The sequence below is a fragment of the Roseovarius sp. D0-M9 genome (genome assembly GCF_037083805.1).
Taxonomy (GTDB): domain Bacteria; phylum Pseudomonadota; class Alphaproteobacteria; order Rhodobacterales; family Rhodobacteraceae; genus Roseovarius.
In genome coordinates this window covers 12,789-35,071 of the sequence record NZ_JBAPKZ010000015.1, presented here as the reverse complement: position 1 = coordinate 35,071, position 22,283 = coordinate 12,789, and the positions used below count along the sequence as shown (strand labels likewise).

Annotated in this window: 20 protein-coding genes, 4 tRNA genes and 1 riboswitch; of the genes, 6 read left to right on the top strand and 18 right to left on the bottom strand. The window is 64.3% G+C overall.

What is annotated here, in order from left to right:
• Positions 1 to 60: 60 nt before the first annotated feature.
• From ntrX to dusB, 5 genes are all read right to left on the bottom strand, one after another.
• Entirely contained in the window at positions 61 to 1,443 is a 1,383-nt protein-coding gene (gene ntrX, locus V8352_RS11425; RefSeq protein WP_336424419.1) for a nitrogen assimilation response regulator NtrX, read from the bottom strand.
• A gap of 5 nt (positions 1,444 to 1,448) precedes the next feature.
• Positions 1,449 to 3,695 carry a sensor histidine kinase NtrY-like gene (locus V8352_RS11420; RefSeq protein WP_336424478.1) on the bottom strand — a complete coding sequence of 749 codons (2,247 nt, stop codon included), beginning with the start codon at positions 3,693 to 3,695 and terminating at the stop codon, positions 1,449 to 1,451.
• Between the two features lie 120 nt (positions 3,696 to 3,815).
• The gene (locus V8352_RS11415) at positions 3,816 to 5,159 is read right to left on the bottom strand and encodes a response regulator (protein WP_336424418.1); all 1,344 of its coding nucleotides are present in this window, start codon (positions 5,157 to 5,159) and stop codon (positions 3,816 to 3,818) included.
• Positions 5,159 to 6,262 (bottom strand): two-component system sensor histidine kinase NtrB, encoded by a 1,104-nt coding sequence (locus V8352_RS11410; protein ID WP_336424417.1) that lies wholly within the window; start codon positions 6,260 to 6,262, stop codon positions 5,159 to 5,161. The genes V8352_RS11415 and V8352_RS11410 overlap by 1 nt, the downstream gene beginning before the upstream one ends.
• Positions 6,259 to 7,272 (bottom strand): tRNA dihydrouridine synthase DusB, encoded by a 1,014-nt coding sequence (gene dusB / locus V8352_RS11405; protein WP_336424416.1) that lies wholly within the window; start codon positions 7,270 to 7,272, stop codon positions 6,259 to 6,261. The genes V8352_RS11410 and dusB overlap by 4 nt, the downstream gene beginning before the upstream one ends.
• Positions 7,273 to 7,369: 97 nt before the next feature.
• Here dusB and V8352_RS11400 point away from each other — a divergent pair, with 97 nt between their 5' ends.
• Genes V8352_RS11400 through V8352_RS11390 form a run of 3 tightly spaced genes read left to right on the top strand, consistent with a single transcriptional unit; the run spans position 7,370 to position 9,467 of the window.
• Entirely contained in the window at positions 7,370 to 8,503 is a 1,134-nt protein-coding gene (locus V8352_RS11400) for a bifunctional 2-C-methyl-D-erythritol 4-phosphate cytidylyltransferase/2-C-methyl-D-erythritol 2,4-cyclodiphosphate synthase (protein ID WP_336424415.1), read from the top strand.
• Positions 8,500 to 8,997, top strand: coding sequence for a phosphatidylglycerophosphatase A family protein (locus V8352_RS11395; RefSeq protein ID WP_336424414.1), 498 nt, complete (start codon positions 8,500 to 8,502; stop codon positions 8,995 to 8,997). The genes V8352_RS11400 and V8352_RS11395 overlap by 4 nt, the downstream gene beginning before the upstream one ends.
• Positions 8,994 to 9,467, top strand: a complete 474-nt coding sequence (locus tag V8352_RS11390; RefSeq protein WP_336424413.1) for a CinA family protein — start codon at positions 8,994 to 8,996, stop codon at positions 9,465 to 9,467. Before V8352_RS11395 ends, V8352_RS11390 begins: the two co-directional genes overlap by 4 nt.
• Here the strand turns inward: V8352_RS11390 and V8352_RS11385 are convergent.
• Entirely contained in the window at positions 9,458 to 9,904 is a 447-nt protein-coding gene (locus tag V8352_RS11385; protein WP_336424412.1) for a type II toxin-antitoxin system RatA family toxin, read from the bottom strand. The two genes, V8352_RS11390 and V8352_RS11385, sit on opposite strands and share 10 nt — an antisense overlap.
• A gap of 172 nt (positions 9,905 to 10,076) precedes the next feature.
• On the opposite strand from V8352_RS11385, the gene V8352_RS11380 reads away from it, so the two are divergent.
• The gene (locus tag V8352_RS11380; protein WP_336424411.1) at positions 10,077 to 10,259 is read left to right on the top strand and encodes a hypothetical protein; all 183 of its coding nucleotides are present in this window, start codon (positions 10,077 to 10,079) and stop codon (positions 10,257 to 10,259) included.
• Between the two features lie 20 nt (positions 10,260 to 10,279).
• On the opposite strand, the gene V8352_RS11375 is transcribed toward V8352_RS11380, so the two are convergent.
• The 12 genes from V8352_RS11375 to V8352_RS11320 form a co-directional block, all read right to left on the bottom strand.
• Positions 10,280 to 10,356: transfer RNA gene (locus V8352_RS11375), tRNA-Asp, on the bottom strand.
• 178 nt (positions 10,357 to 10,534) lie between these two features.
• A tRNA-Asp gene (locus tag V8352_RS11370) sits at positions 10,535 to 10,611 on the bottom strand.
• Between the two features lie 229 nt (positions 10,612 to 10,840).
• Entirely contained in the window at positions 10,841 to 11,515 is a 675-nt protein-coding gene (locus V8352_RS11365; protein ID WP_336424410.1) for an adenosylcobinamide amidohydrolase, read from the bottom strand.
• Positions 11,512 to 12,273 carry an ABC transporter ATP-binding protein gene (locus V8352_RS11360; protein ID WP_336424409.1) on the bottom strand — a complete coding sequence of 254 codons (762 nt, stop codon included), beginning with the start codon at positions 12,271 to 12,273 and terminating at the stop codon, positions 11,512 to 11,514. The genes V8352_RS11365 and V8352_RS11360 overlap by 4 nt, the downstream gene beginning before the upstream one ends.
• Positions 12,270 to 13,253 (bottom strand): FecCD family ABC transporter permease, encoded by a 984-nt coding sequence (locus V8352_RS11355; protein ID WP_336424408.1) that lies wholly within the window; start codon positions 13,251 to 13,253, stop codon positions 12,270 to 12,272. Before V8352_RS11355 ends, V8352_RS11360 begins: the two co-directional genes overlap by 4 nt.
• On the bottom strand, positions 13,250 to 14,137 hold the full coding sequence (locus V8352_RS11350; protein ID WP_336424407.1) for an ABC transporter substrate-binding protein: 888 nt from the start codon (positions 14,135 to 14,137) through the stop codon (positions 13,250 to 13,252). Before V8352_RS11350 ends, V8352_RS11355 begins: the two co-directional genes overlap by 4 nt.
• A gap of 10 nt (positions 14,138 to 14,147) precedes the next feature.
• A complete protein-coding gene (locus tag V8352_RS11345) occupies positions 14,148 to 15,974 on the bottom strand; it encodes a TonB-dependent receptor plug domain-containing protein (protein ID WP_336424406.1) in 1,827 nt (608 codons plus the stop codon).
• A gap of 142 nt (positions 15,975 to 16,116) precedes the next feature.
• Positions 16,117 to 16,324, bottom strand: a riboswitch (cobalamin riboswitch).
• Between the two features lie 125 nt (positions 16,325 to 16,449).
• A tRNA-Val gene (locus V8352_RS11340) sits at positions 16,450 to 16,525 on the bottom strand.
• A 90-nt stretch (positions 16,526 to 16,615) separates the two neighbouring features.
• On the bottom strand, positions 16,616 to 17,218 hold the full coding sequence (locus V8352_RS11335) for a histidine phosphatase family protein (protein ID WP_336424405.1): 603 nt from the start codon (positions 17,216 to 17,218) through the stop codon (positions 16,616 to 16,618).
• A gap of 164 nt (positions 17,219 to 17,382) precedes the next feature.
• A tRNA-Val gene (locus V8352_RS11330) sits at positions 17,383 to 17,457 on the bottom strand.
• 18 nt (positions 17,458 to 17,475) lie between these two features.
• A complete protein-coding gene (locus V8352_RS11325) occupies positions 17,476 to 18,180 on the bottom strand; it encodes an HU family DNA-binding protein (protein ID WP_336424404.1) in 705 nt (234 codons plus the stop codon).
• 72 nt (positions 18,181 to 18,252) lie between these two features.
• Positions 18,253 to 19,800: a helicase HerA-like domain-containing protein gene (locus tag V8352_RS11320; RefSeq protein ID WP_336424403.1), complete on the bottom strand. Its 1,548-nt coding sequence runs from the start codon at positions 19,798 to 19,800 to the stop codon at positions 18,253 to 18,255.
• A 510-nt stretch (positions 19,801 to 20,310) separates the two neighbouring features.
• Between V8352_RS11320 and V8352_RS11315 the strand changes: the two genes are divergently transcribed.
• Positions 20,311 to 21,003, top strand: coding sequence for an invasion associated locus B family protein (locus tag V8352_RS11315; protein ID WP_336424402.1), 693 nt, complete (start codon positions 20,311 to 20,313; stop codon positions 21,001 to 21,003).
• Between the two features lie 177 nt (positions 21,004 to 21,180).
• Entirely contained in the window at positions 21,181 to 22,266 is a 1,086-nt protein-coding gene (locus V8352_RS11310; protein ID WP_336424401.1) for an alcohol dehydrogenase family protein, read from the top strand.
• Positions 22,267 to 22,283 lie beyond the last annotated feature (17 nt).

Genomic DNA, 22,283 nt, shown 5'->3' with positions numbered 1-22,283 from the left:
AATCGCCCGGTGGTCAAATGATCCCGGTTTCGGCGCGGACAGAACCCGCCTGCGCCCGCCTTAGCCGGTGCGCGCGCCCGCCTTGGAAGAGGTCATGACACCCAGCGATTTCAGCTTGCGGTGCAAGGCGCTGCGCTCCATCCCGACGAATTCGGCGGTGCGGCTGATATTGCCGTTATAGCGGTTGATCTGGGTCAGCAGATACTCGCGTTCGAATGCCTCGCGCGCCTCGCGCAGCGGCATGGTCGACAGCGCCCCCGACAGAACGACGCGCCCGTCACTGGGTGCGGCTTCGGCCTCGCCCGGCAATTCGCGCGACTGGATCTCGTCCGTGCCATCGCCCAGGATCAGCACGCGCTCGATCATGTTGCGCAGCTGGCGCACATTGCCCGGCCAGCTCATCGTCTGAAGCTGCGCGCGCGCCTCGCTGCTGATTCTACGCAGCGGCAAGCCTTGGGTCTTGTTCAGCATCTCGATGAAATACTCAGCCAGAACGGGAATATCGTCGCGCCGCTCTTCCAGCGAGGGAACTTCGATGGGCACCACGTTCAGCCGGTGAAACAGCTCGCGGCGAAAACGGCCCTCGGCGATCTCGTGCTCAAGATCGCGCGAGGTGGAGGAGATGACGCGCAGATCCACCTGCACCTTGTCCGAGCCGCCGACGCGCAGGAATTGCTGATCGACCAGAACGCGCAGGATCTTGCCTTGGGTGCCCTGCGGCATGTCGGCGACCTCGTCGAAATAGATGACGCCGCCGTTGGCTTCCTCCAGCAGACCCGGCTCGATCCCCTTTTCCTCGCTCTCGCGGCCAAAAAGCACCTCTTCCATGCGCTCGGCCTCGATCGAGGCGCAGCCAACGCTGACGAACGGCGCGGAAGAGCGCCCCGAGTTCACATGGATATAGCGCGCGGCGAGTTCCTTGCCCGATCCTGCCGGCCCCGACAGCATCACCCGCCCGTTCGAGCGCGTCACCTTGTCGAGCTGGCCGATGAGGCTCCGAAAGACCGTGCTCTCCCCCAGCATGTCGGCAGGTGTCGTCTCGCGCCGCTTGAGGCTGGAGTTTTCGCGGCGCAGGCGGCTGGTCTCCATACCGCGGCGGATGACGACCATCAACTGGTCGATGTTGAACGGCTTCTCGATGAAATCATAGGCGCCCTGTTTGATCGCGGCGACGGCGATCTCGATGTTGCCATGTCCCGAAATGATGACGACGGGCACCTCGGGATAGTCGCGCTTGACCGCCTTGAGGATGTCGATGCCATCCATGTTGCTGTCTTTCAGCCAGATATCGAGCACCAGAAGGCCCGGCTGCTCGGCGGCGATGGCGGCCATCGCGTCGTCGGAATTCCCGGCGAGCCGCGTGGCATACCCTTCGTCTTGCAAGATATCGGAAATCAGTTCGCGGATGTCCCGCTCATCGTCCACGATCAGAATGTCGCTCATGCTTGTCATGCTCCCACCGCCGCATCGGCGTTCTTGTCGTCATCAATCACTTCAGTCAAATCCAGCCGGATCACGGCCAAGGCGCCCGGATGTGCGCCCTCCTCGAAGGGCGCGGCATCAAACAATGTCAGCGTGCCGCCGTGCTCTTCGATGATCTTCTTGACGATCGGCAGGCCAAGGCCCGTGCCCTTGGCGCGCGTCGTCACATAAGGCTCGAACAGGCGCGACCGATCCTCGGGCAGACCGGTGCCATTGTCCGATATGCTCAGCTCGGCGCGCCCGCCGTCAAAGGTGCTGCGCACGCGGATCGTCGGCTGATAGCCTTCTGGTGCGATGCCCTTTTCAATCATGGTTTCAGTGGCTTCGCCTGCGTTCTTTATCAGGTTCGTCAGCGCCTGACTGATCATTGTCGCATCCACATCGGCCCAGAGCGGCGCATCCTCCAGATCGGTCTCGATGCGCACATCCGGCTGTCCCGCCTCCTGCAAGAGGATTGCCTCGCGCAGCAGGCGCGTCAGGCTCTCGGGCTTGCGGTCGGGCTCGGGCATCCGGGCAAACTTGCTGAATTCATCCACAATTCGGCGCAGATCATCGGTCTGGCGCACAATCACATCCGTCAACTGGCCCAAGGACGCGGCGTCCTCCTCGCTCAGCAGCTTGGTGAACTTGCGCTTGGTGCGCTCGGCGCTCAGCTTGATGGGCGTCAGCGGGTTCTTGATCTCATGCGCGATGCGGCGCGCCACATCGCCCCAGGCGGCCATGCGCTGTGCACTGACCAGATCAGTCACATCGTCGAAGGCAACCACATAGCCCTCGCGCTTGCCGCTGTCCTCGCGGCGGGTCGACATGCGCACCAGCAGGCTCTCTTGCGAGCCGCCCCGCGTCACGCGGATCTCGTCCTGCACAAAGCCGCCCGTGCTTTTGCGCAGGCGTTTGAACAGCTCGGCGAACTCGGGGACCGCCACGCAGAGGTCCACGGACTGGCGGTCCTCCTGCCAGTCCAGAAGCTTCTCCGCAGCCCGATTGACGAAGGTGATGCGCCCCTTGGCATCAAGGCCGACGACGCCCGAAGACACCGACCCCAAAACCGAATCAAACAGACGGCGGCGCCGCTCAATCTGATCGGTATTGGACAAAAGCGCGGCGCGCTGGCCCTTGAGCTGCCGGGTCATCTGGTTGAAGAACGTGCTGAGCTGGGCGATCTCGTCATCGCCCTCCTCCTCGCGCACCTGCACGTCCAGATCCCCTGCCCCGATGCGCTGCGCGGCGCTGGTCAGACGGCCCACGGGGCGCGCCAGACGCTCGGCAAACCACAGGCCCAGCCAGACCGCGGCAAGGATCAGAATGACGGCAAAGCCAAGATAAAGCAGGCCGAATTCAAAGAGGACGCGGCCCCGCTCACTCTCGCGCTGTTGATAGAAATTCGCGGTTTCCTTGGTCTCGTCCAGAAGGTTCAGGATGTCGCCATCCACATTCCGGCTGACATAGAGATACCGGTCGGCAAACCCCTCCAGCGGCATCAGCGCGCGGAATTCGTTGTTGTCCCAGTCCTGAATGATCAGCAGACCGTCTTCGCGCGCTTCTGCGAGAGCGGCCGCGCCCGGCTCTTCGTAGTCAAACAGATAGGAGCTTTCGCCGCGCGCGCGGATCTCGCCGGTGCCGTCGATGACAAAGGCCTCGCGCAGCCCGCGCTGGATCTCGCGCTGGCCCTCGGACAGGATCTGACGGATATCGCCGTCATCCAGAAAGACACTGCGCCGCTTCACGTCTTCTAGGAATTGGGCAACCACCTGCGCGTCGATGATCAGATCGCGGCGATGCTCTTCCTCATAGGCTTCGGCGGCGGCGACCGAATTGCTGACAACACGGCCCACGCGGTCGGAAAACCACGCCTCAAGCCCCATGTTGACCGAAAGGGTCGCAAAAACGGCGACCGTCACAGTCGGCAAGAGCGCCATGATGGCAAACACGCCGGTCAGCCGCAGATGCAGCCGCGAGCCAGCCGATTGCGAGCGCCGTGCCGAGACCATCTGAACCACGCGCTGCATCACGAGGGCGGCGACGGCGATGACGTAAACCAGATCGGCCAGGAGGACGATGCGCAGGACATTGGACTGCGCGTCCTGATCCAGCGGCCCCATGGCGAGGAAAGTCGCCAGCGCAAGAACAGGCCCCAGAACCACGAGCCCAAAAGTGGCGGCCGTCTGAAAACGCTTGGCACGGCGCAGACGCGAAATCCGCTCCCAGCCCATCTTGCGTGTCCTTGCGGCCACTCGCACCCCCCAGCGCATCGACACCGCAAGGGCGGTGCCTACAATATCTTGTGGCACGCGAGGAGCAAACTCCATTTACGCCACAGGTCTGTTGCTCTTTTACATCAACTTGCGGCGGCGTGTCACCTCAATATCCAGTTCGGTCATCTTTTTGCGCAGCGTATTACGGTTAATGCCCAAAAGCTCGGCGCATCTGGCCTGATTTCCCCCGACCGCATCCAGCGCGATTCGCAGCAGCGGTGCCTCGATCTCGCGCAGTACCCGCGCGTAGAGCCCCGCGGGCGGCAAGTCATCGCCATGCAGATCAAAGTACCGCTGCACATGGGCCGCCACCGCGTCCGGCAGCGTATCGGCAATCGTGGCGGGCGCGGACGTGGGCGCAGCCGGACCCATCGCCAGCAGCGCATCCACCTCGGCGCGCGGAATGACCGGCGCGCGGGCCGCCAGCGCAAGGCGCCGCGCAGCATGGTCCAACTCGCGCAGGTTGCCGGGCCAGTCATGCGCGCGCATCGCGTCCAGCGCATCGGGGGCAAGGCGCCGCGCGGGGGCGCCGCCCTCTTCGGCCAGATAGAGAAAATGCGTGGCCAGCAAAGCGATGTCATCGCGCCGCGCGCGCAGCGGCGGCACCTCGATCACCGCACCCGCAAGGCGGTAATAAAGGTCACCGCGCAACTTGTCGCTGGCCTGCGCCGTTCCGATCAGGCGCGGCGGCACCTCGGCGCGCCCCGCAAGGTCGATCAGCATGAGGGCGCGCAGTTGCGCATCCGCGCCGAAATCATGCAGCCCGTCCAGCACCAGGGTGCCGCCCCCGACCCGCGCAACAAGGCGCGCAGGCGCGCCCTCGTCGCCCAGATCGCCCGGCCCGACGGTGATGAAGGGATGGGAGCGGCGGCTTGAAACATCGTGGATGACCTTTGCGATAAGCGATTTGCCCGTCCCCGATTCGCCCGCGATCCAGACCGGCAGATCGGTATTCATGACCCGCGCCAGCACGCGAAAGAGCGCCTGCATCGGCGCGCTTTGCCCGACGATCGGCAATTCCTCGGGCGGCTTTTCGAGGGCCGGCGCGCGCGCGGCGCGGCGGCTGTCCAGCGCGCGCGCGGTGCGCGCCATGAGGTCAGGCAGATCAAAAGGCTTGGGCAGATAATCCCACGCCTCGGCCTCGGCCGCGCGAATGGCCGTCATGACGGTATTCTGGGCCGAGATGATGATGACCGGCAGACCGGGACGCTCGGCCGCGATCTTGGGCAGCATCTCAAGCCCGTTGCCATCGGGCATGACGACGTCCGAAATCACCGCATCCCCCATCCCCTCGCCGATCCACCGCATCAGCGTCGTAAGGCTGGAAGTCGCATGCACCTTGCAGCCGGCCCGCGTGAGCGCCTGCGACAAGACAGTGCGAATGGTGCGGTCGTCATCCGCGATCAGGACTGTGCCATCCATCAGATCTGCTCCGTGCCAGAGGCCGCCATCGGCAGCGATATGCGAAAGACAGTATGGCCGGGCCGCGACGTGGCCGTGATCCAGCCCCCATGCGCCGAGATGATCCGCGCAGCCAGCGCGAGGCCAAGGCCCGTACCATTCTCGCGGCCCGATACGAAGGGCTCAAAGAGGCTGGCCGTCATGTCGGGCGGCACGCCCGGCCCATCGTCTGCCACCTCGATCTGCAGGGGCAAGGGCGCGGAGGCGCCATCTTCGCCGCGCCGCCGCGTGCCTTGTTCGAAGTAACTGCGCAAGGTGATCGTGCCGCCCTCTGCTCCTGCCGCCTCTGCGGCGTTCTTGAGCAGGTTTTGCAGCACCTGAAGCAGCATGTCCGGATCGGCAAGCGCATCGGGTAAGGAGGGGTCATAGACCTCATTGATTCGCATTTCAGACGCAAACCCAAGGAGCGCGCTGCGCCGCGCACGCCGCAGGACATCATGGACATTGATGCGCCCCAGGCGTGGCTGAGGCAGGTTGCCATAGCTTTCGACCTGGCCCAGCAGGGCCACGATCCGGCGGCTTTCGCTGACGATAAGATCGGTCAGCTCGCGGTCCTCGGGGCTCAGACCCATCGACAGAAGTTGCGCCGCGCCAGTGATACCGGCCAGCGGGTTCTTGATCTCATGCGACAGCATCTCGGCCATGCCGATGGCCGAGCGAGCCGCCGGCCGCGCCCGCGGGTCGAGCATCATGTGCCCGGACAGCTCGCGCGGGGTGATCAGCATCAACATCGTGCCATCGCCGCCGTTCAGCGGCTCTGTGTCCTCTGGAGCGCCATAGGGAGACACATGCACACTGCATTGGACAGGCGGGTGGCCGCCCGCATTGATCGCCACATCCGCGACGAAAAGCGGCGCGCCGTCGCTGCGCGCGCGCGCCAGTGCCGCCTCGATCGGCGTGTCGAGCAGCATCAGCGTCCAGAGCATCTGGCCCACGATCCCGCGCGTGGAGGTGTTCAGAAAATGCTCTGCTGCCGGATTGGCCCGAAGCGCCCGGTTGGCGCCATCCAGCAACAAGGCAGGCACTGGCAGCGCCGCCCAGAGTGTATCGCCCCCCGCGCTCACGCAGCCACCTGCAAGGTGGGGGATGGCAGCGACGCGGCAGCCGCCGGGATCAGGCGCAGCACCGCTTCCGGATCCTGCGCCGTCAGAAGCGCGCGGCGTAGCTGCGGGTCTGCGTTCTCCAGATACCAGCCCAGATGCTTGCGCGCGACGCGCCCGCCCAATTCCGATCCGTAAAACATGAGCATCGCCTCGTAGTGCATTGAAATCATGTCAGAGAGCGCGCCACCTGAAGGGATGTTTGGCGCGGGCAGCCCGGCGATCTGATGGGCAATCTCGGCCAAGGCCCATGGGCGCCCCTGCGCCCCGCGTCCCACCATCACGCCTTGCGCGCCCGACGCCGCCAGCGCCCTGCGCGCCGATGCGGCATCGGTGATGTCGCCATTCGCCACCACCGGGATCGACACCGCATCCCGTACGGCGCGGATAGCGGCCCAATCGGCGCTGCCCTTGTAGAATTGGCACCGCGTGCGGCCATGAACGGTGACCATCGCGATGCCCGCCGCCTCGGCCATGCGTGCCAGCAGCGGCGCATTGCGCGTGGCATCATCCCAGCCAAGCCGCATCTTGAGCGTTACGGGCACATCCACCGCGTGCACTACCGCCTCGATCAAGGCGCGCGCATGGTCCGGCTCCCGCATCAGCGCCGATCCCGCGGCCCCCGCCCCGGCGGCGCGCGTCACCTTCTTTGCGGGGCAGCCCATGTTGATGTCGATGACGCGCGCGCCGCCTGCCTCGGCGATGCGGGCCGCCTCGGCCATCCAGTGCGCCTCGCATCCGGCGATCTGCACAGCGGTGGCCGCCTGCCCAAGCCCCAGCTCCGCCTTGCCGCGCGCCGATGGTTTTGCCTGCACCATTTCCTGACTGGCGATCATCTCGCTGACGACCAGTCCCGCGCCAAAGCTGGCGACGAGCGTGCGAAACGGCAGGTCCGTGATACCAGCCAGGGGCGCCAAAAGGACCGGCGAGGCCAGAGGTGTGTCAGCGAGGGTCAGACTGTCTTTGGGCAGCATGCGTGTTGATCCCTGTGTACCATAGCTATCTCTATCGGGCGCGAAGAGGCTCTGCAATGAATTGCACGCTGCAACGCGGCACGCTAGCGTAACGTGCATGACATTGGCCATTCTCATCGTCGCCGCCGGGCGCGGCACCCGCGCGGGCACGGATCTGCCCAAGCAGTGGCAGCCGCTTGCAGGCGCGCGCGTCATCGACTGGACCATACGCGCGTTTCAGCAGATGAGCGAGGTGGATCACATCATGATTGCGCTTCATCCTGATGATATCGAAGGTTATTCTGCGCCCCCCGGCGTGCATGCAACCAAGGGCGGCGCCACGCGCGCCGCTTCGGTGCGGGCCGGGCTGGAGGCGTTGGAAGGGATGGGGTGCAGCCGTGTTCTGATCCATGATGTCGCCCGGCCTTGCGCCACGCCCGCGTTGATACGCCGCGTGCTGGCGGCGCTTGAGGGTGGCGCGATCGCCGCCGCGCCTGCGCTGCCGGTGACCGATGCACTCTGGACGGGGGCAAACGGCTGCGTGACCGGCACGCAGGAGCGCGCCGGTCTCTTCCGCGCCCAGACCCCGCAAGGCTTTGATTTCGCTGCCATCCTATCTGCCCATCGAAGCCATGCAGGCGATGCGGCGGATGATGTGGCCGTCGCGCGGGCCGCCGGGCTTGACGTGGTGATCGTGCCGGGCGATGAGGATAACCTCAAGATCACCTACCCCCCTGATTTTGCGCGGGCAGAGGCCCGGCTGAGAGGCAGAATGGATATTCGCATCGGCAGCGGCTATGATGTCCACCGCTTTGGCCCCGGAGATCACGCAATGCTCTGCGGCGTGGCCGTGCCGCATGGACGCGCGCTTCAGGGGCATTCCGACGCGGATGTCGGCCTGCACGCGATTTGCGATGCAATCTACGGCGCACTGGCCGAGGGTGATATCGGACACCATTTTCCGCCCAGCGAGGCCGAATGGAAAGGCGCCGAGAGCCATATCTTCTTGCGCCATGCCGTCGCACTCGCAAAGGAGAAAGGGTATGATATCAGCAACATGGACATCACACTTGTTTGCGAGCAGCCCAAGATCGGGCCCCATGCCAGCGCCATGCAAGCCGCCTTGTCCGAGATGACCGGCCTCGCGCAAGACCGCATATCGGTCAAGGCGACCACCTCCGAGCGGCTTGGTTTCACCGGCCGCGAAGAAGGCATCGCGGCCATGGCCAGCGTCCTTCTGGTGGCACCATGACGATCGCGCAGATCGTTGCGACGGTGGGAGGCGTCGGCTACCTGCGGCCCGCACCCGGAACATGGGGCTCTGCCGCGGCGCTGCCCTTGGCGGCGCTCTTGCATCTGATCGGCGGGCCATGGCTTCTGGTGATCGGCATTGTTGCCGCGTTCTTCGAGGGGCTATGGGCGACGACGGCGGTTACCCGTTGGGGGGACGATCACGATCCCTCCTATGTGGTGATCGACGAGGTCGTCGGCCAGTGGGTCGCGCTTCTGCCGTTGTCCTTTGGCGCGTGGCATGCCGGTGTCTCCGTCTTCGATCTCTGGCCGGGCTGGATCGCGGCCTTTGTGCTCTTTCGGCTCTTCGACATTTTCAAGCCCGGCCCCATAGGCTGGGCCGACCGGCGCCACACGCCCCTTGGCGTCATGCTGGACGATGTGATCGCAGGGGTCTTTGCCGCGATTGGCGTCATCGCGCTCGCCGCGTTGGCCCATGGGCTGATGGGCGCATGATCGCCGCCGATCTTCTGGCGCTGGCCCGCGCACGGGGCGTGATGATCGCCGCCGCCGAAAGCTGCACTGGCGGCATGGTCATGGCCGCGCTGACCGAAGTGCCCGGCAGCTCGGATGTGGTTGAGCGTGGCTTTGTAACCTATTCGAATAATGCGAAAATACAGCTTTTGGGTGTCAGGCGGGAAACGCTGGAGGCACATGGGGCGGTCAGCGTCGAGGTGGCCGCCGAGATGGCCAGCGGCGCTCTGGCCGCCTCAGACGCGCAATTGGCTGTCTCGATCACCGGCATCGCCGGTCCTGGTGGGTCCGAGCACAAGCCCGAGGGGCGAGTCTGTTTCGGCGTTATGCGCGAGGGCCATGCAGTGGTGACCGATGTGCAAGAGTTCGGGGCGCTCGGCCGGGCCGAGGTGCGGCGCGCAGCGCGCGATCACGCCCTAGTGCTGATGGCGCAGGCGCTGGATCAGCCGTAGAGTTCGCGCGCCCGGCGCTCAAACGCGCGCACAATGCGCTGCATCGCCTCGTAGAAAAAGAGGCCCGCCGCCGATTGCAGGATTCGGTTGCGAAACTCGAAATCGACGTGAAAATCGACTTTGCACCCCTCCTCCGTGTCGGTGAATTCCCAATTCGAGATCATATGCTTGAACGGACCATCAAGATACTTGGTGTCGATCTTTTTCGCCTCGGGATAGAGCACGACACGGCTTGCGAATTTCTCTCGAAAAACCTTGAAGCTGATGACCAGATCAGCCTCCATCACTTCCGATCCGTCTGGCTGCTGGGCCGTGCTGCGCACGCGCGCAGCCGCCGTCCAAGGCAGGAATTTCGGGTAGTTGCCGACATCCGCGACCAGATCATACATCTGCTGTGCGGAATAGGGCAGCTCTCGGGTTTCGGAATGGGTGGGCAAGGCCGTCTCCGGGGTAATTTCGTGTAACAGTGGCGCCTTATGTCATAGACTGAGGCTGAAATGGCAAGGGAAACTGGCCGCGACCAAAACACCGATAGCATCCCAACGCGCTGCGTCCAAGGGCGGTTGCATCCCTTGTGCGTCGATCATCAATCGAAGGAACGGACGTCTCATGAATACCAGATGGCTTTTGCGCATGACACGCTGGGCGCAGAACCCACCCAGTGCAGGGCGCGTGAAATTCGTCCTTGCGATCATCGGGGTGTGTATCGCCCTTTATGCGGTCGAGCGCATATACGGCTGGCCCGAGGCACTGACGCCGGACAAGGCCATTCACCGAGGCTACAAGCCATGAACGGCGGCAGAAGGGAAAAATGGCGCGGTTGACGGGGCTCGAACCCGCGACCCCCGGCGTGACAGGCCGGTACTCTAACCAACTGAGCTACAACCGCGCGTGCTGTGTCGGATAATCCAGGCAGCTTGGCCCGTCAATGCCGAAAAGCCGGGATTTTCAAATGGCGCAATGTTTTTCTGATGTATGACCCAAGCGCTGGCACCGCACCACAAAGCGCGAGGTCTGGCGCGGCCCGATGGCCTCTAATTCCATCAATATCAAGAGAAAAGCAGCGGTGGCGCGGTTGACGGGGCTCGAACCCGCGACCCCCGGCGTGACAGGCCGGTACTCTAACCAACTGAGCTACAACCGCCCACTGCAAGCGCTCCCCGGGCCGTTGCCTCGGTCGCGATGGGATGTCTTTAGTCGTCGGGACCGGAGGCGTCAAGCGGCAGTTTCGCCTAAATCGTCAAGCCGCTAAGCTGAGGCATCCGCCTCAGGCGAGGCGCATCTCGGTCGGCATTGAGGACGGCACACCGCCAAGGGCTGTGAGCCAGCTTTTTGTGGGAACGCTTCGATCTTGGAGTGCTGTGCGCAGGCCCTCAGAGTTTGCGCCGAACGGTGCGCATCCACTCGTCTGCACCTGCTGCAACCGCTTGATGGACAGCGCGGCCAGCCGCCTCGCCGAGGGCGGTATGCAGGCCAGCGTAGTTGATATCGCCGGGCGCCGCCGCCACGGCAATGCAGTCGGTGCCAGTGCCCGTCGCGCGCCCAGTCGGCAGGTCCAGCCCCGCCTCCATCACCGCCGCCGTGCGAGCTGAGGCCGCAATGCTGAGCGCCTCGGCAAGTCCGGCGTCGGTCAGACCATTCTGCACGCCGCGCCCCTGCCCTGCATCCAGCCGCAGCGCGATATTGATCGTGCCCCAGTCATGCCCGCTGAGGTCGAGGCGGGTTCCGATGCGCTCGGCATTCGACAAACCTACCGTGGCCATGGCAGTGGCGATGGCATCCTCAACGTGAACCTCCGAGACGTGATGATGTCTGATATCGCGAGAGGTGAGGAATGTGACCGCATCGAGCGCATGACGCGCCTTCAGCGCATGCTCCAGCCAATTAGTCACGTCCAGATCAGCCGGCAGGTCAGCGTTGCGCACTTCGCGCCAGAGGATGCGCCGCGCACTGACAAATCCGGGCCTGTTGACCGCCCAGCTCAGCACGCGCATCTCGCCGCCCAGATCAAACTCGAGCCATGGCGCCTCCAGGCGGACCCGGCTCACCGCGTCACGCGCAGCGGCTGAAAGAGCGGGCCATCCTCGCCCGTCCGAAACGCCGCCGAGATGCCGAATACGACGTCCAGCCTCTCGGGTGTCAGCACTTCTGCGGGCGCGCCGTCGGCCACGAGGCATCCCTCCGGTGACAGCAGCACGAGCCGCGTGCAGTGACGCACCGCGAGGCCCAGATCGTGCAGCGACACGAGGCAGGATTTGCCCGCCGCGGCCAGCCCGGCAAAGGTTTCCATCGTCGAGATCTGATGCGCGGGATCAAGGCCGGCGGTCGGCTCATCGGCCATCAGAAGTGGCGTCTGCTGTGCCAGTGCGCGGGCGATCAGCGCGCGCGCCGCCTCGCCGCCCGACAGGCGCGTGGCGGCGCGGTGACGCAAGGCTTCGAGGTCCATCTGCGTGATCGCGGCCTCGGTCGCCGCGATATCCTCCGGCGCGGCGCGCTGGCCTGCGCCAAGGTGCGGCACCCGCCCCAGCATCACCAACGTCTCGACGCTGACGGGCCACGCGATCTCGCGCGCCTGCGGCATCCATGCCGCGCATTTGGCGCGCGCTCGGGGGGGCATGCCCGCAAGGCTGCTGCGCCCGGTGCAGGGGATCAGGCCAAGCGCCGCGCGCATCAGCGTCGTCTTGCCCGCGCCATTCGGCCCGATGAGACCGACGAATTCGCCCGGCTCGATGGTCAGACTGATGTCCTCGAGGATGGTGCGCCCTCGCAGGCAGACGCCAAGGCTATCCAGCGCGAGCAGGCTCATATCCCGTCCTTTCGCGTCTTGAAGATAAGGTGCAAGAAGACCGGCGCACCGACGATGGCCGTCAGAACGCCCAGCTTGAGATCTTGGGACGGCAGGATCAGGCGCACCGCGATGTCGGCGGCCAGGAGCATGATCGCGCCACCAAGCGCCGAGGCCCAGAGCAGCCGCGACGGGCGTGCGCCCACAAACGGGCGCAAGACGTGCGGCACCACAAGGCCGACAAAGCCGATGGCCCCCGCCACCGCCGTCCCAGCGCCGACGACACAGGCCGTGCCGATCACCAGAACAAGGCGCATCCAGGTCAGGCTGATGCCCATCGCGCCCGCCGCATCCTCGCCCAATGTCAGCGCATCCAGGCCCCGGCCCAGCGTCGCAAGCAGCAGCGTGCCGACCGCCATGAACGGCAGCGCCAGCCAGACATGCACCATCGAGCGATCCGAGAGCGAGCCCATCATCCAGAACACGATCTCATTCGCGGCAAAGGGGTTGGGCGAAAGATTGAGCACCAGTGAGGTAAGCGCGCCCGCAAGTGCCGAAATGGCGATGCCTGCAAGGATCAGCGTCAGCGCGCCGCCCCTCGGCCCCGCGAGGCCCATGACCAGAACGACACCGCCAAGCGCCCCGGCAAGCGCCGCCAGCGGCAGGCCAAGCGCAAAGGCGCCCGCCAGCCCGGTCTGGATCGCCAGCACCGCGCCGAGGGCGGCAGAGCCGGACACACCGATCAGCCCCGGCTCGGCCAGCGGGTTGCGCAGGTAGCCCTGCATCGCCGCCCCCGCAAGGCCCAGACTGCCCCCGATCATGGCCGCGAGGATGGCGCGCGGCAGGCGGATCTGGCGCATGACCATCGCTGCCGGATCATCGCCGCCCCGCCAAAGCGCGACGAGGCTGTCGCCCACTCCAAGCGCCGCAGGTCCGACCAAGAGCGATCCCGCAAAGAGCAGCAGCCCCGCCAGCACCAGAGGGATCATCACGCGGCTCATTCGCGGCCCCGAACCATGCGGCGCGCCTCGGCCATATCCGCGATGGCGCGCAGCACGAAGGGCGTGCCGCAGACCCAGTCCTGATCGGTCATCCCTGCGCCCTGCCCGCGCAGACCGTTGACGACCGGATGATCCATGACTTCTTCGGCGCGGCTGCCGCCGGGATACCGGCGCGCCGTGATGACCAGATCGGGGTCGATCATGGCCAGCATTTCGAGCGGCAGCTTGCCCCAGTCATAGCCCGCTTCGGCGGGCGCATTGCGCAGACCGGCTGCGGCGAGGATGTCATTGGCCAGTGAATTGGTGCCCGACGTATAGCCATTGGCGTAGTATAGCGCCGCGCGGGGCGCTGGCCCTTCCGGACCGCCTTGCCCGTCCGGTGCCGAGCGCAGCGCGGCAAGATCGGCGTCAAAACGCGCCACCATCGCCTCGGCCGCGTCCTGCCGCCCCAGCGCCGCGCCCATCTCGCGCATCCGGTCGCGCACATCGGCAAGTGAATGAACGATATCGAATTGAACGACCTCGATCCCGAGGCGGCGCAGCATGGCCACGGTCTCGCGCGACGTATAGATGCCCGCGACAACCAGATCGGGCTGCAAGACATGCACCTCCTCGGCGCGGCCCGAATTGATGGTGTAGTGCTCTGCCTCATCAGCCATGGGCGACACGCGCCGGTCCAGCGCAATGCGGCTGACCGAGATCAGTTGATCCTCGCGCGCAAGCAGCATGGCCAGTTGGTCTGTGCAAAGGTTGATGGAGACGACACGTTCAGGCCCGGCACGCTCAGGCCCGGCACGCTCAGGCTCCTCACGCTCCGGCTCGGCACTCGCGCCCCCAGCGCAAAGCTGCGCCGCGCCCGCCAGACAGGCGGACGCGACCAGCATTCTCAGGCGATCAGAACGACGCACGAAGCCCGACATAGGCCGCGCGGCCCGGCTGGTTGAAACCGCCGGCCGTCTCATAGTCTTCGTCAAATATGTTTTCGGCCCGCACGTACAGCTCGGCCGTGTCGGTGATATCATAGCTGATCCCAGCCCCGACCAATGTATAATCGCCGACCTTGTGGTTCGCAGGCGCAAAAGCACTGGGAACGACATCGGCCACATGACGCACATCGGCATAGGCACTGAAGCGGTTGCCCAAAGCAAGGTCCACCCCGAAAAGCGTATCATGTTTGGGCGTGCGGGTCAGGCGCGCTCCATCGGTTTCGGCGTCCGTATAGGTATAGGCCCCGAAAAGAGTGACCGCGCTGCTGACGGCATATTCGCCCGACAGTTCGATCCCCTTGGACGTTGTCGTGCCCGGCACCTGATTGTAGCAGCCAAAGCCACTGGCGCAGGCCGTGGATGCGCCATCGAATTGGATCAGATCGTCGATATCGGTGTAGAATAGGGTCGCCTTGACGAAACCCGCATCAAAAGTGCGCTCGACACCCAACTCATAGCTGACCGACTCTTCGGGTTGGAGGCCAGAATCGCCATACACGCTGAACCGCTCGTAGAGCGATGGTGTGCGAAAGCCGGTGCCGATGACGGCGCGAAAGGCCAGATCATCCATCGCGCGCCACAGCGCCGAGACGCGCCCGGTGGTTTTGCCGCCGAAGTCGGAGTTCTCATCGTACCGTAGGGCCGCCGACAGATCGACCGTCGAGATCGGGCTCACCAAAAGCTCGCCCTTGATCGAGGTGTTATCCTCATCGCCACGATCGGTGCTGGTGCTGAAGGATTCCTCGGTGTGGTCGACCCCGAAGTTCAGCACCGCCGCGCCGCTCAACCGGGCGCTGCCCAAGTAAGCCAGCTCTTGCCGTTCGCCATCGAAGCGGGTGGTGAAGCCGGTCGGATCGCGGCGCGCGATATCGAAGTAGGAGTAGCTCAGCGTATGGGTGAAATTCCCGGCATCAAGCTCGGCAAAGACGCGCGCGCCGCGCTCTTTGGAGGCGATGTTGCCAGAGGGATCCGTGGCGCTGCGGTCGATGTCCACATCGCCGTCGCGATAATGAAGCGCGCCGCCCAGCGTCAGCGCTTCGGTCGCGGCGAACTCCCCGGTCAGATCGACCGTGCTCTGGTCAAAGCCGTCATCCTCGACATTGCCGCTCTGTGTCGAGATACCATCCGTCGTGACGCGCCCATAGCTCAGCGCAATCTCGCCGCGTTCGGATTTGTATCCCATCGAGAGAGTGCCGGAGTAGGTGTCAAAGCTGCCCGCCTCGACGCCATAGCGTCCGGAAAAGCCTAGCTTTTCGGGGCGAAAGGTCGTGATGTTGACCACGCCCGCGATCGCCTCGGAGCCGTAGAGCGCCGACTGCGATCCCTTCAGCACTTCGATCCGGCCGATGCCCGAAGGCGTCAACCCGCCATAGTTGAATTGACTCTGCGTGCCCGATAGATCGCCAACGTCAATGCCATTGATGCGCGTTCCCACATAGCGCGCTGGCAGGCCGCGGATTGCGATGCCGCTCTGCGCGCCAAGTGATCCGTTCGAGGTGGCATTCACGCCGGGAAGGCGTGTCAGCCGGTCGATCACGGCACCATCGCGGTCGCCGATATCCTCGCCCTCCAGCACTTCGACACTGGCGCCCGTGCGGCCCAGTTCGGTCGGGGTCAGGCTGGACGACAGGACGATCGTGCCCAGATCATAGGTCTGCTGCGCGAATGCGCCGGTGGCGGCGGTGACCCCGACGGCGCAGGACAGAATCGTGGATGTGGAAAGGAAGTGTTTCATAGGATGTGTCTCCGGAAGCGCCCTCTTGGGACGATGCAGAACCAGGGTTTGCATGCGGAGAAGCGTTTTCCGGCGCTCCCGCAGGCGGCGAGAATGCCACCACAACGGAAGGATCCGTTGCCCATGACGCGCCCCGCGTCCGGACAGGGTGAACACCTCGGCAGGTCTCCTGACTTGCGGGTCAACGCTTGGCCGGGTCTTCCCACCGCAGGTCTGCGGCAGTGACGTAAATCCGGCTTCGCTCACCGCCTACAGTTGCGGGGGCAGTCGCGGATTTGGCGCACTGCACCGGACCGCGTTCCCTATTATCCATGGCCTGAAAGGCCCGGACCGAAGTATCATCTGCCTAGCGCAGCGGACCGCGTCCGGAAAGGGGTAAAATGAAGATTTTGTCGATTGGCGCGTCATCGCCGTCTGCGCGGCCCTGCCTCGCGCATCAGAATTGACGGACAAGGGTTTGATATGAAAAGGGAAATGGTGGGTGGTGAGGGGCTCGAACCCCCGACATTTTCGGTGTAAACGAAACGCTCTACCAACTGAGCTAACCACCCGCGCCGCAGGGATTAGCGCCATCTGGGCGCTCTGGCAAGTGGGTCTGCGCGGTAATCTTGACTACGGCGGTGGCTGCGCATTGGCCCGGCTCAAAGCGGCGGGGCATCCAGCCGTGTCTCGCGCCCGCGCGCGAGGTGATAGACGCAGCCCTGCATATTGTCCTGCGCGCCCATTTGGCTGGCCGGGATCCCGGTCGCCAAGCCGCGCAGCACCTGCCCCAGAAGACCATGCGCCACCACGATGCTGGGGCCGGCCAGATCACCGCCGAAAGCCCGAACGCGGGCGATCAGCGCGTCCAGTCCCTCACCGCCGGGCGCGGCGGCGTAGAGGGCCAGATCAGTATCGCCGCCCGGTAGCCCGGACTTTTGCAGTTCGGATTTTTGGAGTCCTTCCCATGCGCCGGTGTCAATTTCGGCAAGGCGTGCATCAATCACCGGATCGTGCAGCGGCAGTGCCAACGCGGCAGTCTGGCGCGCGCGGCCCAAGGGCGAGACGTAGATGCCCCCTCGCCCGCCCGCGACCTGCGCCGCGAATTCCGCGATGATAGCAGCCTGCTGCGCCGCCTGCGCTCGACCCAGATTGGTCAAAGGCGAATCGAGCCGCCCTTGAATGCGCCCGGCCAAGTTCCACTCGGTCTGGCCATGACGTAAAAACCAGATTTCGGGCCAGTTCGGAGGGGTGTCACAGGTCATTCAGCGCCCCGGTACAAGCGGCTTGTTGTCCCTGATAAGCCCGACCGGAGCCGATCCAAGCTCGGCAAATCGAAATCATGTTACGAGGATCCTCGCTGAAACCGTTACGGCAAAGGACAGTATCGCTGACCTCGTGAGGCAGATGAGCTTCCATAAGGAGGAAATGGTGGGTGATAAGAGATTTGAACTCCTGACATCTTCGATGTGAACGAAGCGCTCTACCACTGAGCTAATCACCCTTGCGCGGTTTTCTAGCGTCAGTCGTCGCCCTCTGCAACCGCTTCTTTGAGGGGGTGGCGCGCCGGCGGAGCCGATGGAGAAGCCGGGCCACCAGGGCCGGGTTTACCGCCCCGCAAAGTGCCAGTCAGGTTGGTCGATCCGGCTGCCGGCGTGCTACCGGCCAATGGCGCGGCTGTGGCGCCTGCCGTCCCGGCGGACTTCGGCTGGCGGATGTTGGCAATAATGACACGCACTTTGGACCCGTCCTTGATCCGCTTGGGCTTGATCTTGCCCATGGGTTGCAAGTTCACCTCGCGGCCCTCGGCGAGCGCGTCGCCGAGAACGGACAGCATCGCCTCGATTACTGGTTTGGCGTATTTTTTCGCGATGTCCGAGCGTTCGACAACCTGGGCAATCAACTCCTGCTTCTTCAGAGGGTCGCCGCCATCCATGACTTCTGTGCTGGTTCCACGATTTGAAACAGCAGGCTTGGTTGGCTTATCTTTTTTATTTTCAACACCCAAAGCGGTATTCTTGAAGTGCTCGGGTGGCGCCGCCTTGGCCTGCGCTCCGCCCGCAAATGGCGGTTTGGGCACCAGAGTCGTTGCGCCGCCCGCCACGGGGCGCGCTGCAGATGCCTTGGGCGGCACCGCGTTCGCGCGGCTGGCTCTGGTTTTGTTACCTGTTGATTTGCGGCTGGCCATGCGGGCTGCCCCCTTTGTTTTTTTGCGCGTGTAGCGCATGTTATTGTTTCCTGCTCAGCGACAGAATACCTAGAATTCCGAACTCGTGCCAGCTTTCCGTTCAAAGCGCTATCAGCGGCCCTTGAAAAGCCCCCCGAGGATGCCGCGCACAAGCCGCCGCCCCGTGGTGCCGTTCAATTCCTTCAGAACCGCCCCCGTGATCGCCTCGCCAAAGCTGCCCGCTGTACTGCCCCCCCGGCGCTGCGCAGTCGAACGCTCGACTCGCTTGCCCGAATACCGCCGGCCAGCATTGAACTCTCGCTCGGCCACCGATTGCTCTTCGGCGACCTCTTCGGCATGGGCGGCTTCGGCAGCAGCGTGCGCGGCGCGGTCCTTCAGGATCTCGTAGGCTGATCGGCGGTCAACGAGGGTTTCGTACTTGCCTGCGACCGGCGATGCGGCAAGCGCGGCGCGGCGCGCATCGGCGTCGATCGGCCCCAGCCTGGATGAGGGCGGCCGGATCAGCGTGCGCTCGACGATGCCGGGAACGCCCTTGTCCTGAAGCATGGATGTGACGGCTTCGCCCACGCCCACGTCGCGGATGGCGTCCACAGTCAAAAACCGCTCATTAGGGCGGTATGTCTCGGCCGCGCGTTTCAGCGCCTTGCGATCGCGCGCAGTGAAGGCACGCAGCGCGTGCTGAAAGCGATTGCCAAGCTGCCCGAGGATATCCTCGGGCACGTCATCGGGATTTTGCGTGATGAAATAGACCCCAACCCCCTTGGATCGGATGAGGCGTGCCACCTGCTCTACCTTGTCGACCAGCGCCTTGGGCGCGTCATCAAAGAGCAGATGCGCCTCGTCGAAGAAGAACACCAGCTTGGGTCTATCGGGGTCTCCGACCTCGGGCAGCGTCTCGAAAAGCTCGCTCAGCAGCCAGAGCAGGAAGGTGGCATAGAGGCGCGGCGACCCCATCAATTTGCTCGCCTCGAGAATGTTGATCTGGCCGCGCCCGTCCGCACCGACATGCATCAGATCAGCAAGGTCCAGAGCAGGCTCGCCGAACAGCTGCGCGCCGCCCTGATTTTCCAACACCATCAACTGGCGCTGGATGGCCCCGACGGATTGGGGCGCGACATTGCCATAACGCAAGGACAGCGCCTCGCGGTTCTCGCCGACCCAGACCAGCAGCGCCTGCAGATCCTTGAGATCGAGCAGCGGCATGCCCTCTTCGTCCGCAACGCGAAAGGCGATGTTCATGATGCCCTCCTGCGCCTCGCTCAGTTCCATCAGGCGGCTCAGCAACAGCGGGCCCATCTCGGCCAGCGTGGTGCGCACTGGATGGCCGTCCTGGCCAAAGAGATCCCAGAACGTCACGGGAAAGGCGGTATAGGCGTAATCTGTCAGACCGATCGTGGCCGCCCGGCTGCTGAATGCGCCGTGCAGCTTGAACGTCTCACTGCCCGCCTCTGCCAGACCGGACAGATCGCCCTTCACGTCCGACAGGAACACCGGAACACCCGCCGCCGAGAAACCTTCGGCAAGGATCTGGAGCGTCACCGTCTTGCCCGTGCCCGTCGCGCCCGCGATCAGGCCATGCCGGTTGGCGTATTTCAGGCTCAGTTTCTGCGCGTCCGAATAATCCGGCCCACCGCCGCCGATGAATATGCCGTCGCTCATGCCTCAAGATCCTCCGCGTGGTGCCGACGCCTTTGCGGCGTGCCGCGAGACCATACAATCTTAACCTATTCGTGCCAGTATCAATTTCATTCCAGCGCATATGTCCTCTCGGCGCAGGAATGACTTCCTCCCTGTCAGACTGGCCGCGCCTTCGGGTGCGGCCCTTTTTCATCGTTGCGCCGGAGCCTTGTTTCTTGCTGCAAATGCAGCCTCATTTTGACTGTTGACGGGTATTCGGAGGTATCGTAGCGTTCGATCTAATGATTAAGTCGGCCAAGTCCGGCAGGGAGATACTGGAAAGAGGGGCCCAACGGCCCCTTTTTCTATGGCCCATGATTTTTTCCCCCGCGTCTCTCTCGTCAGGGGCGCTGCCGGATGGCTTTCGCTGGCGCGCTGTCACGCGTGCAAGAATCCGCCCTACCCGTCGAGGGGCGCGCATATTTGCTCCTGACAGCGCCGGAACACCATGATAAACGCACTAGGAAATATTCAATGAATGAAGGGGAAACCATGCCCAAATCGCTCTCTGTCCTGTCCCTCGCTGCCGTTCTCGGCCTCGCTGGCGCCGCCATGGCTCAGGATACAACCGCGCAGTCCGAGGCTGACTCCGCCGACGCCGCAACCGACACCGAGCAGACCACTGCGCCTGACACCGCAGAAGAGTCCACGGAAGAAACCACAGAGGAAACCTCCGAGGACGCATCGGATGCGGGCAACGCCTTTTCGACCGGCTCGCAGGTTGAGGACGAGGAGCCTGCCGTCTACGTTCGTGAAAAATTCGGCGATTGGAGCCTGCGGTGCTTTCGCAATGACGAGGGCGAGGATCCCTGCCAGCTCTATCAACTCCTGCGCGAGTCGGGTGGCAATCCTGTGGCCGAATTCAGCGTCTTTCGCATAGAGGGCCAGGATCCTGCCGTGGCGGGCGCTACCGCGATCGTGCCGCTTGTCACCCTGCTGACCGAAGAGCTGAAGATGTCGGTCGATGGCGGCACCGCCAAGAGCTATCCTTACCGTGTCTGCACCGACGCGGGCTGCGTTGCACAGATGGGGCTGACCCAGGAAGATGTCGACACGTTCAAGCGCGGCGCAACTGCACAACTCAGGCTGGTGCCGGCGCAGGCGCCCGACCAGGTGGTGCGCATCGACGTGTCGCTGAGCGGCTTTACCGCAGGCTACGAGGCGGTCGGCGAATTCACCGAGTGAATCTGGCACACTGTCATGAGAAAAGGGGCGTGCCAAATGGCGCGCCCCTTTTGCATTGCGCAGCACCCACGTGACCGCGTGAGGCAGAACTTTGCGACGAAACAGGATTGAGCGGCGACAAAACACGCGACCTCGCGTATGACTTCAGGCCTGACTGTTCAGATAGGAGGGCCGAAGATGCAGGCCGTAGGGGCCGTGCCGCAGGGCGACATGGATGCAGTGGTCACGACCGGAACCGGGGGATACGACAAGCTTGAATTCAGGCGTGTGCCCATCCCCACCCCCGAACCCGGTGACATGCTCTTGAAGGTGCTTGCCGCTGGCGTGAACAATACCGAGATCAACACCCGGCTTGGCTGGTATTCGTCATCTGTCACCGACGGCACCGAGGGCACCAGCGACACTCAGGACCGACAGGATGGCGGCTGGAACGACGCCACCCCCTTTCCCTTTATCCAAGGCACCGATTGCTGCGCAGAGGTGGTCGCGGTCGGCGCTGGCGGCGACGCAAGCTGGATCGGCGCGCGCGTCCTTGTCAGACCCTGCATGCGCGCTGCGGGCTTTGCCCGGATGGACACTCTCTGGATGGGGTCCGACTTTGACGGCGCTTTTGCGCAATACGTCAAGGTTCCGCAGGGCGAGGTCTTTGCGATCGATTGCGACTGGAGCGATGCCGAGCTTGCCACGATCCCTTGCGCCTATGGGACAGCGGAAAACATGGTTCATCGTGCGGGCGTGCAGGCTGGGATGCGCGTTCTGGTGCCCGGCGCATCGGGCGGCGTGGGATCGGCCGTTGTCCAATTGGCAAAACGCCGGGGGGCCGAGGTCATCGCCATCACCAGCGCCGGCAAGCGGGATGCCATATCCCGGATCGGGGCCGACCGCGTCCTGACGCGCGGCGATGATCCGCTGGAGGTGCTGGGCGCCGAATGCGTCGACGTTGTAATCGACAACGTGGCCGGGCCGGAGTTTGCCACCATGCTCAAGCTGTTGCGGCGGGGTGGGCGCTATGCCTCGTCTGGCGCGATTGCCGGGCCCGTGGTCAGCCTTGATATGCGCGACATGTATCTCAAGGACATCACGCTGATTGGCTGCACCGCATGGGACGAGCCAATCTTTGCCAACCTCATCTCCTACATCGAAAGGGGCGAGATCCGGCCCCTTCTGGCGGAAACCTACCCGCTGGATCGGATTGCTGACGCGCAGAAATCGTTTCAGCTAAAGCAGCATATCGGAAAGATCGTGCTCATTCCCGGCGCTTGAAGCGGTCAGCAGGCTAA

Excerpts from the sequence above, each read along its gene's own strand:
- ntrX (WP_336424419.1), bottom strand. The coding sequence starts at position 1,443 with ATGAGCGACATTCTGATCGTGGACGATGAGCGGGACATCCGCGAACTG.
- V8352_RS11420 (WP_336424478.1), bottom strand. The coding sequence starts at position 3,695 with ATGGGCTGGGAGCGGATTTCGCGTCTGCGCCGTGCCAAGCGTTTTCAG.
- V8352_RS11415 (WP_336424418.1), bottom strand. The coding sequence starts at position 5,159 with ATGGATGGCACAGTCCTGATCGCGGATGACGACCGCACCATTCGCACT.
- dusB (WP_336424416.1), bottom strand. The coding sequence starts at position 7,272 with ATGCTGCCCAAAGACAGTCTGACCCTCGCTGACACACCTCTGGCCTCG.
- V8352_RS11400 (WP_336424415.1), top strand. The coding sequence starts at position 7,370 with ATGACATTGGCCATTCTCATCGTCGCCGCCGGGCGCGGCACCCGCGCG.
- V8352_RS11395 (WP_336424414.1), top strand. The coding sequence starts at position 8,500 with ATGACGATCGCGCAGATCGTTGCGACGGTGGGAGGCGTCGGCTACCTG.
- V8352_RS11390 (WP_336424413.1), top strand. The coding sequence starts at position 8,994 with ATGATCGCCGCCGATCTTCTGGCGCTGGCCCGCGCACGGGGCGTGATG.
- V8352_RS11380 (WP_336424411.1), top strand. The coding sequence starts at position 10,077 with ATGAATACCAGATGGCTTTTGCGCATGACACGCTGGGCGCAGAACCCA.
- V8352_RS11360 (WP_336424409.1), bottom strand. The coding sequence starts at position 12,273 with ATGAGCCTGCTCGCGCTGGATAGCCTTGGCGTCTGCCTGCGAGGGCGC.
- V8352_RS11355 (WP_336424408.1), bottom strand. The coding sequence starts at position 13,253 with ATGAGCCGCGTGATGATCCCTCTGGTGCTGGCGGGGCTGCTGCTCTTT.
- V8352_RS11350 (WP_336424407.1), bottom strand. The coding sequence starts at position 14,137 with ATGCTGGTCGCGTCCGCCTGTCTGGCGGGCGCGGCGCAGCTTTGCGCT.
- V8352_RS11345 (WP_336424406.1), bottom strand. The coding sequence starts at position 15,974 with ATGAAACACTTCCTTTCCACATCCACGATTCTGTCCTGCGCCGTCGGG.
- V8352_RS11335 (WP_336424405.1), bottom strand. The coding sequence starts at position 17,218 with ATGACCTGTGACACCCCTCCGAACTGGCCCGAAATCTGGTTTTTACGT.
- V8352_RS11325 (WP_336424404.1), bottom strand. The coding sequence starts at position 18,180 with ATGCGCTACACGCGCAAAAAAACAAAGGGGGCAGCCCGCATGGCCAGC.
- V8352_RS11320 (WP_336424403.1), bottom strand. The coding sequence starts at position 19,800 with ATGAGCGACGGCATATTCATCGGCGGCGGTGGGCCGGATTATTCGGAC.
- V8352_RS11315 (WP_336424402.1), top strand. The coding sequence starts at position 20,311 with ATGCCCAAATCGCTCTCTGTCCTGTCCCTCGCTGCCGTTCTCGGCCTC.
- V8352_RS11310 (WP_336424401.1), top strand. The coding sequence starts at position 21,181 with ATGCAGGCCGTAGGGGCCGTGCCGCAGGGCGACATGGATGCAGTGGTC.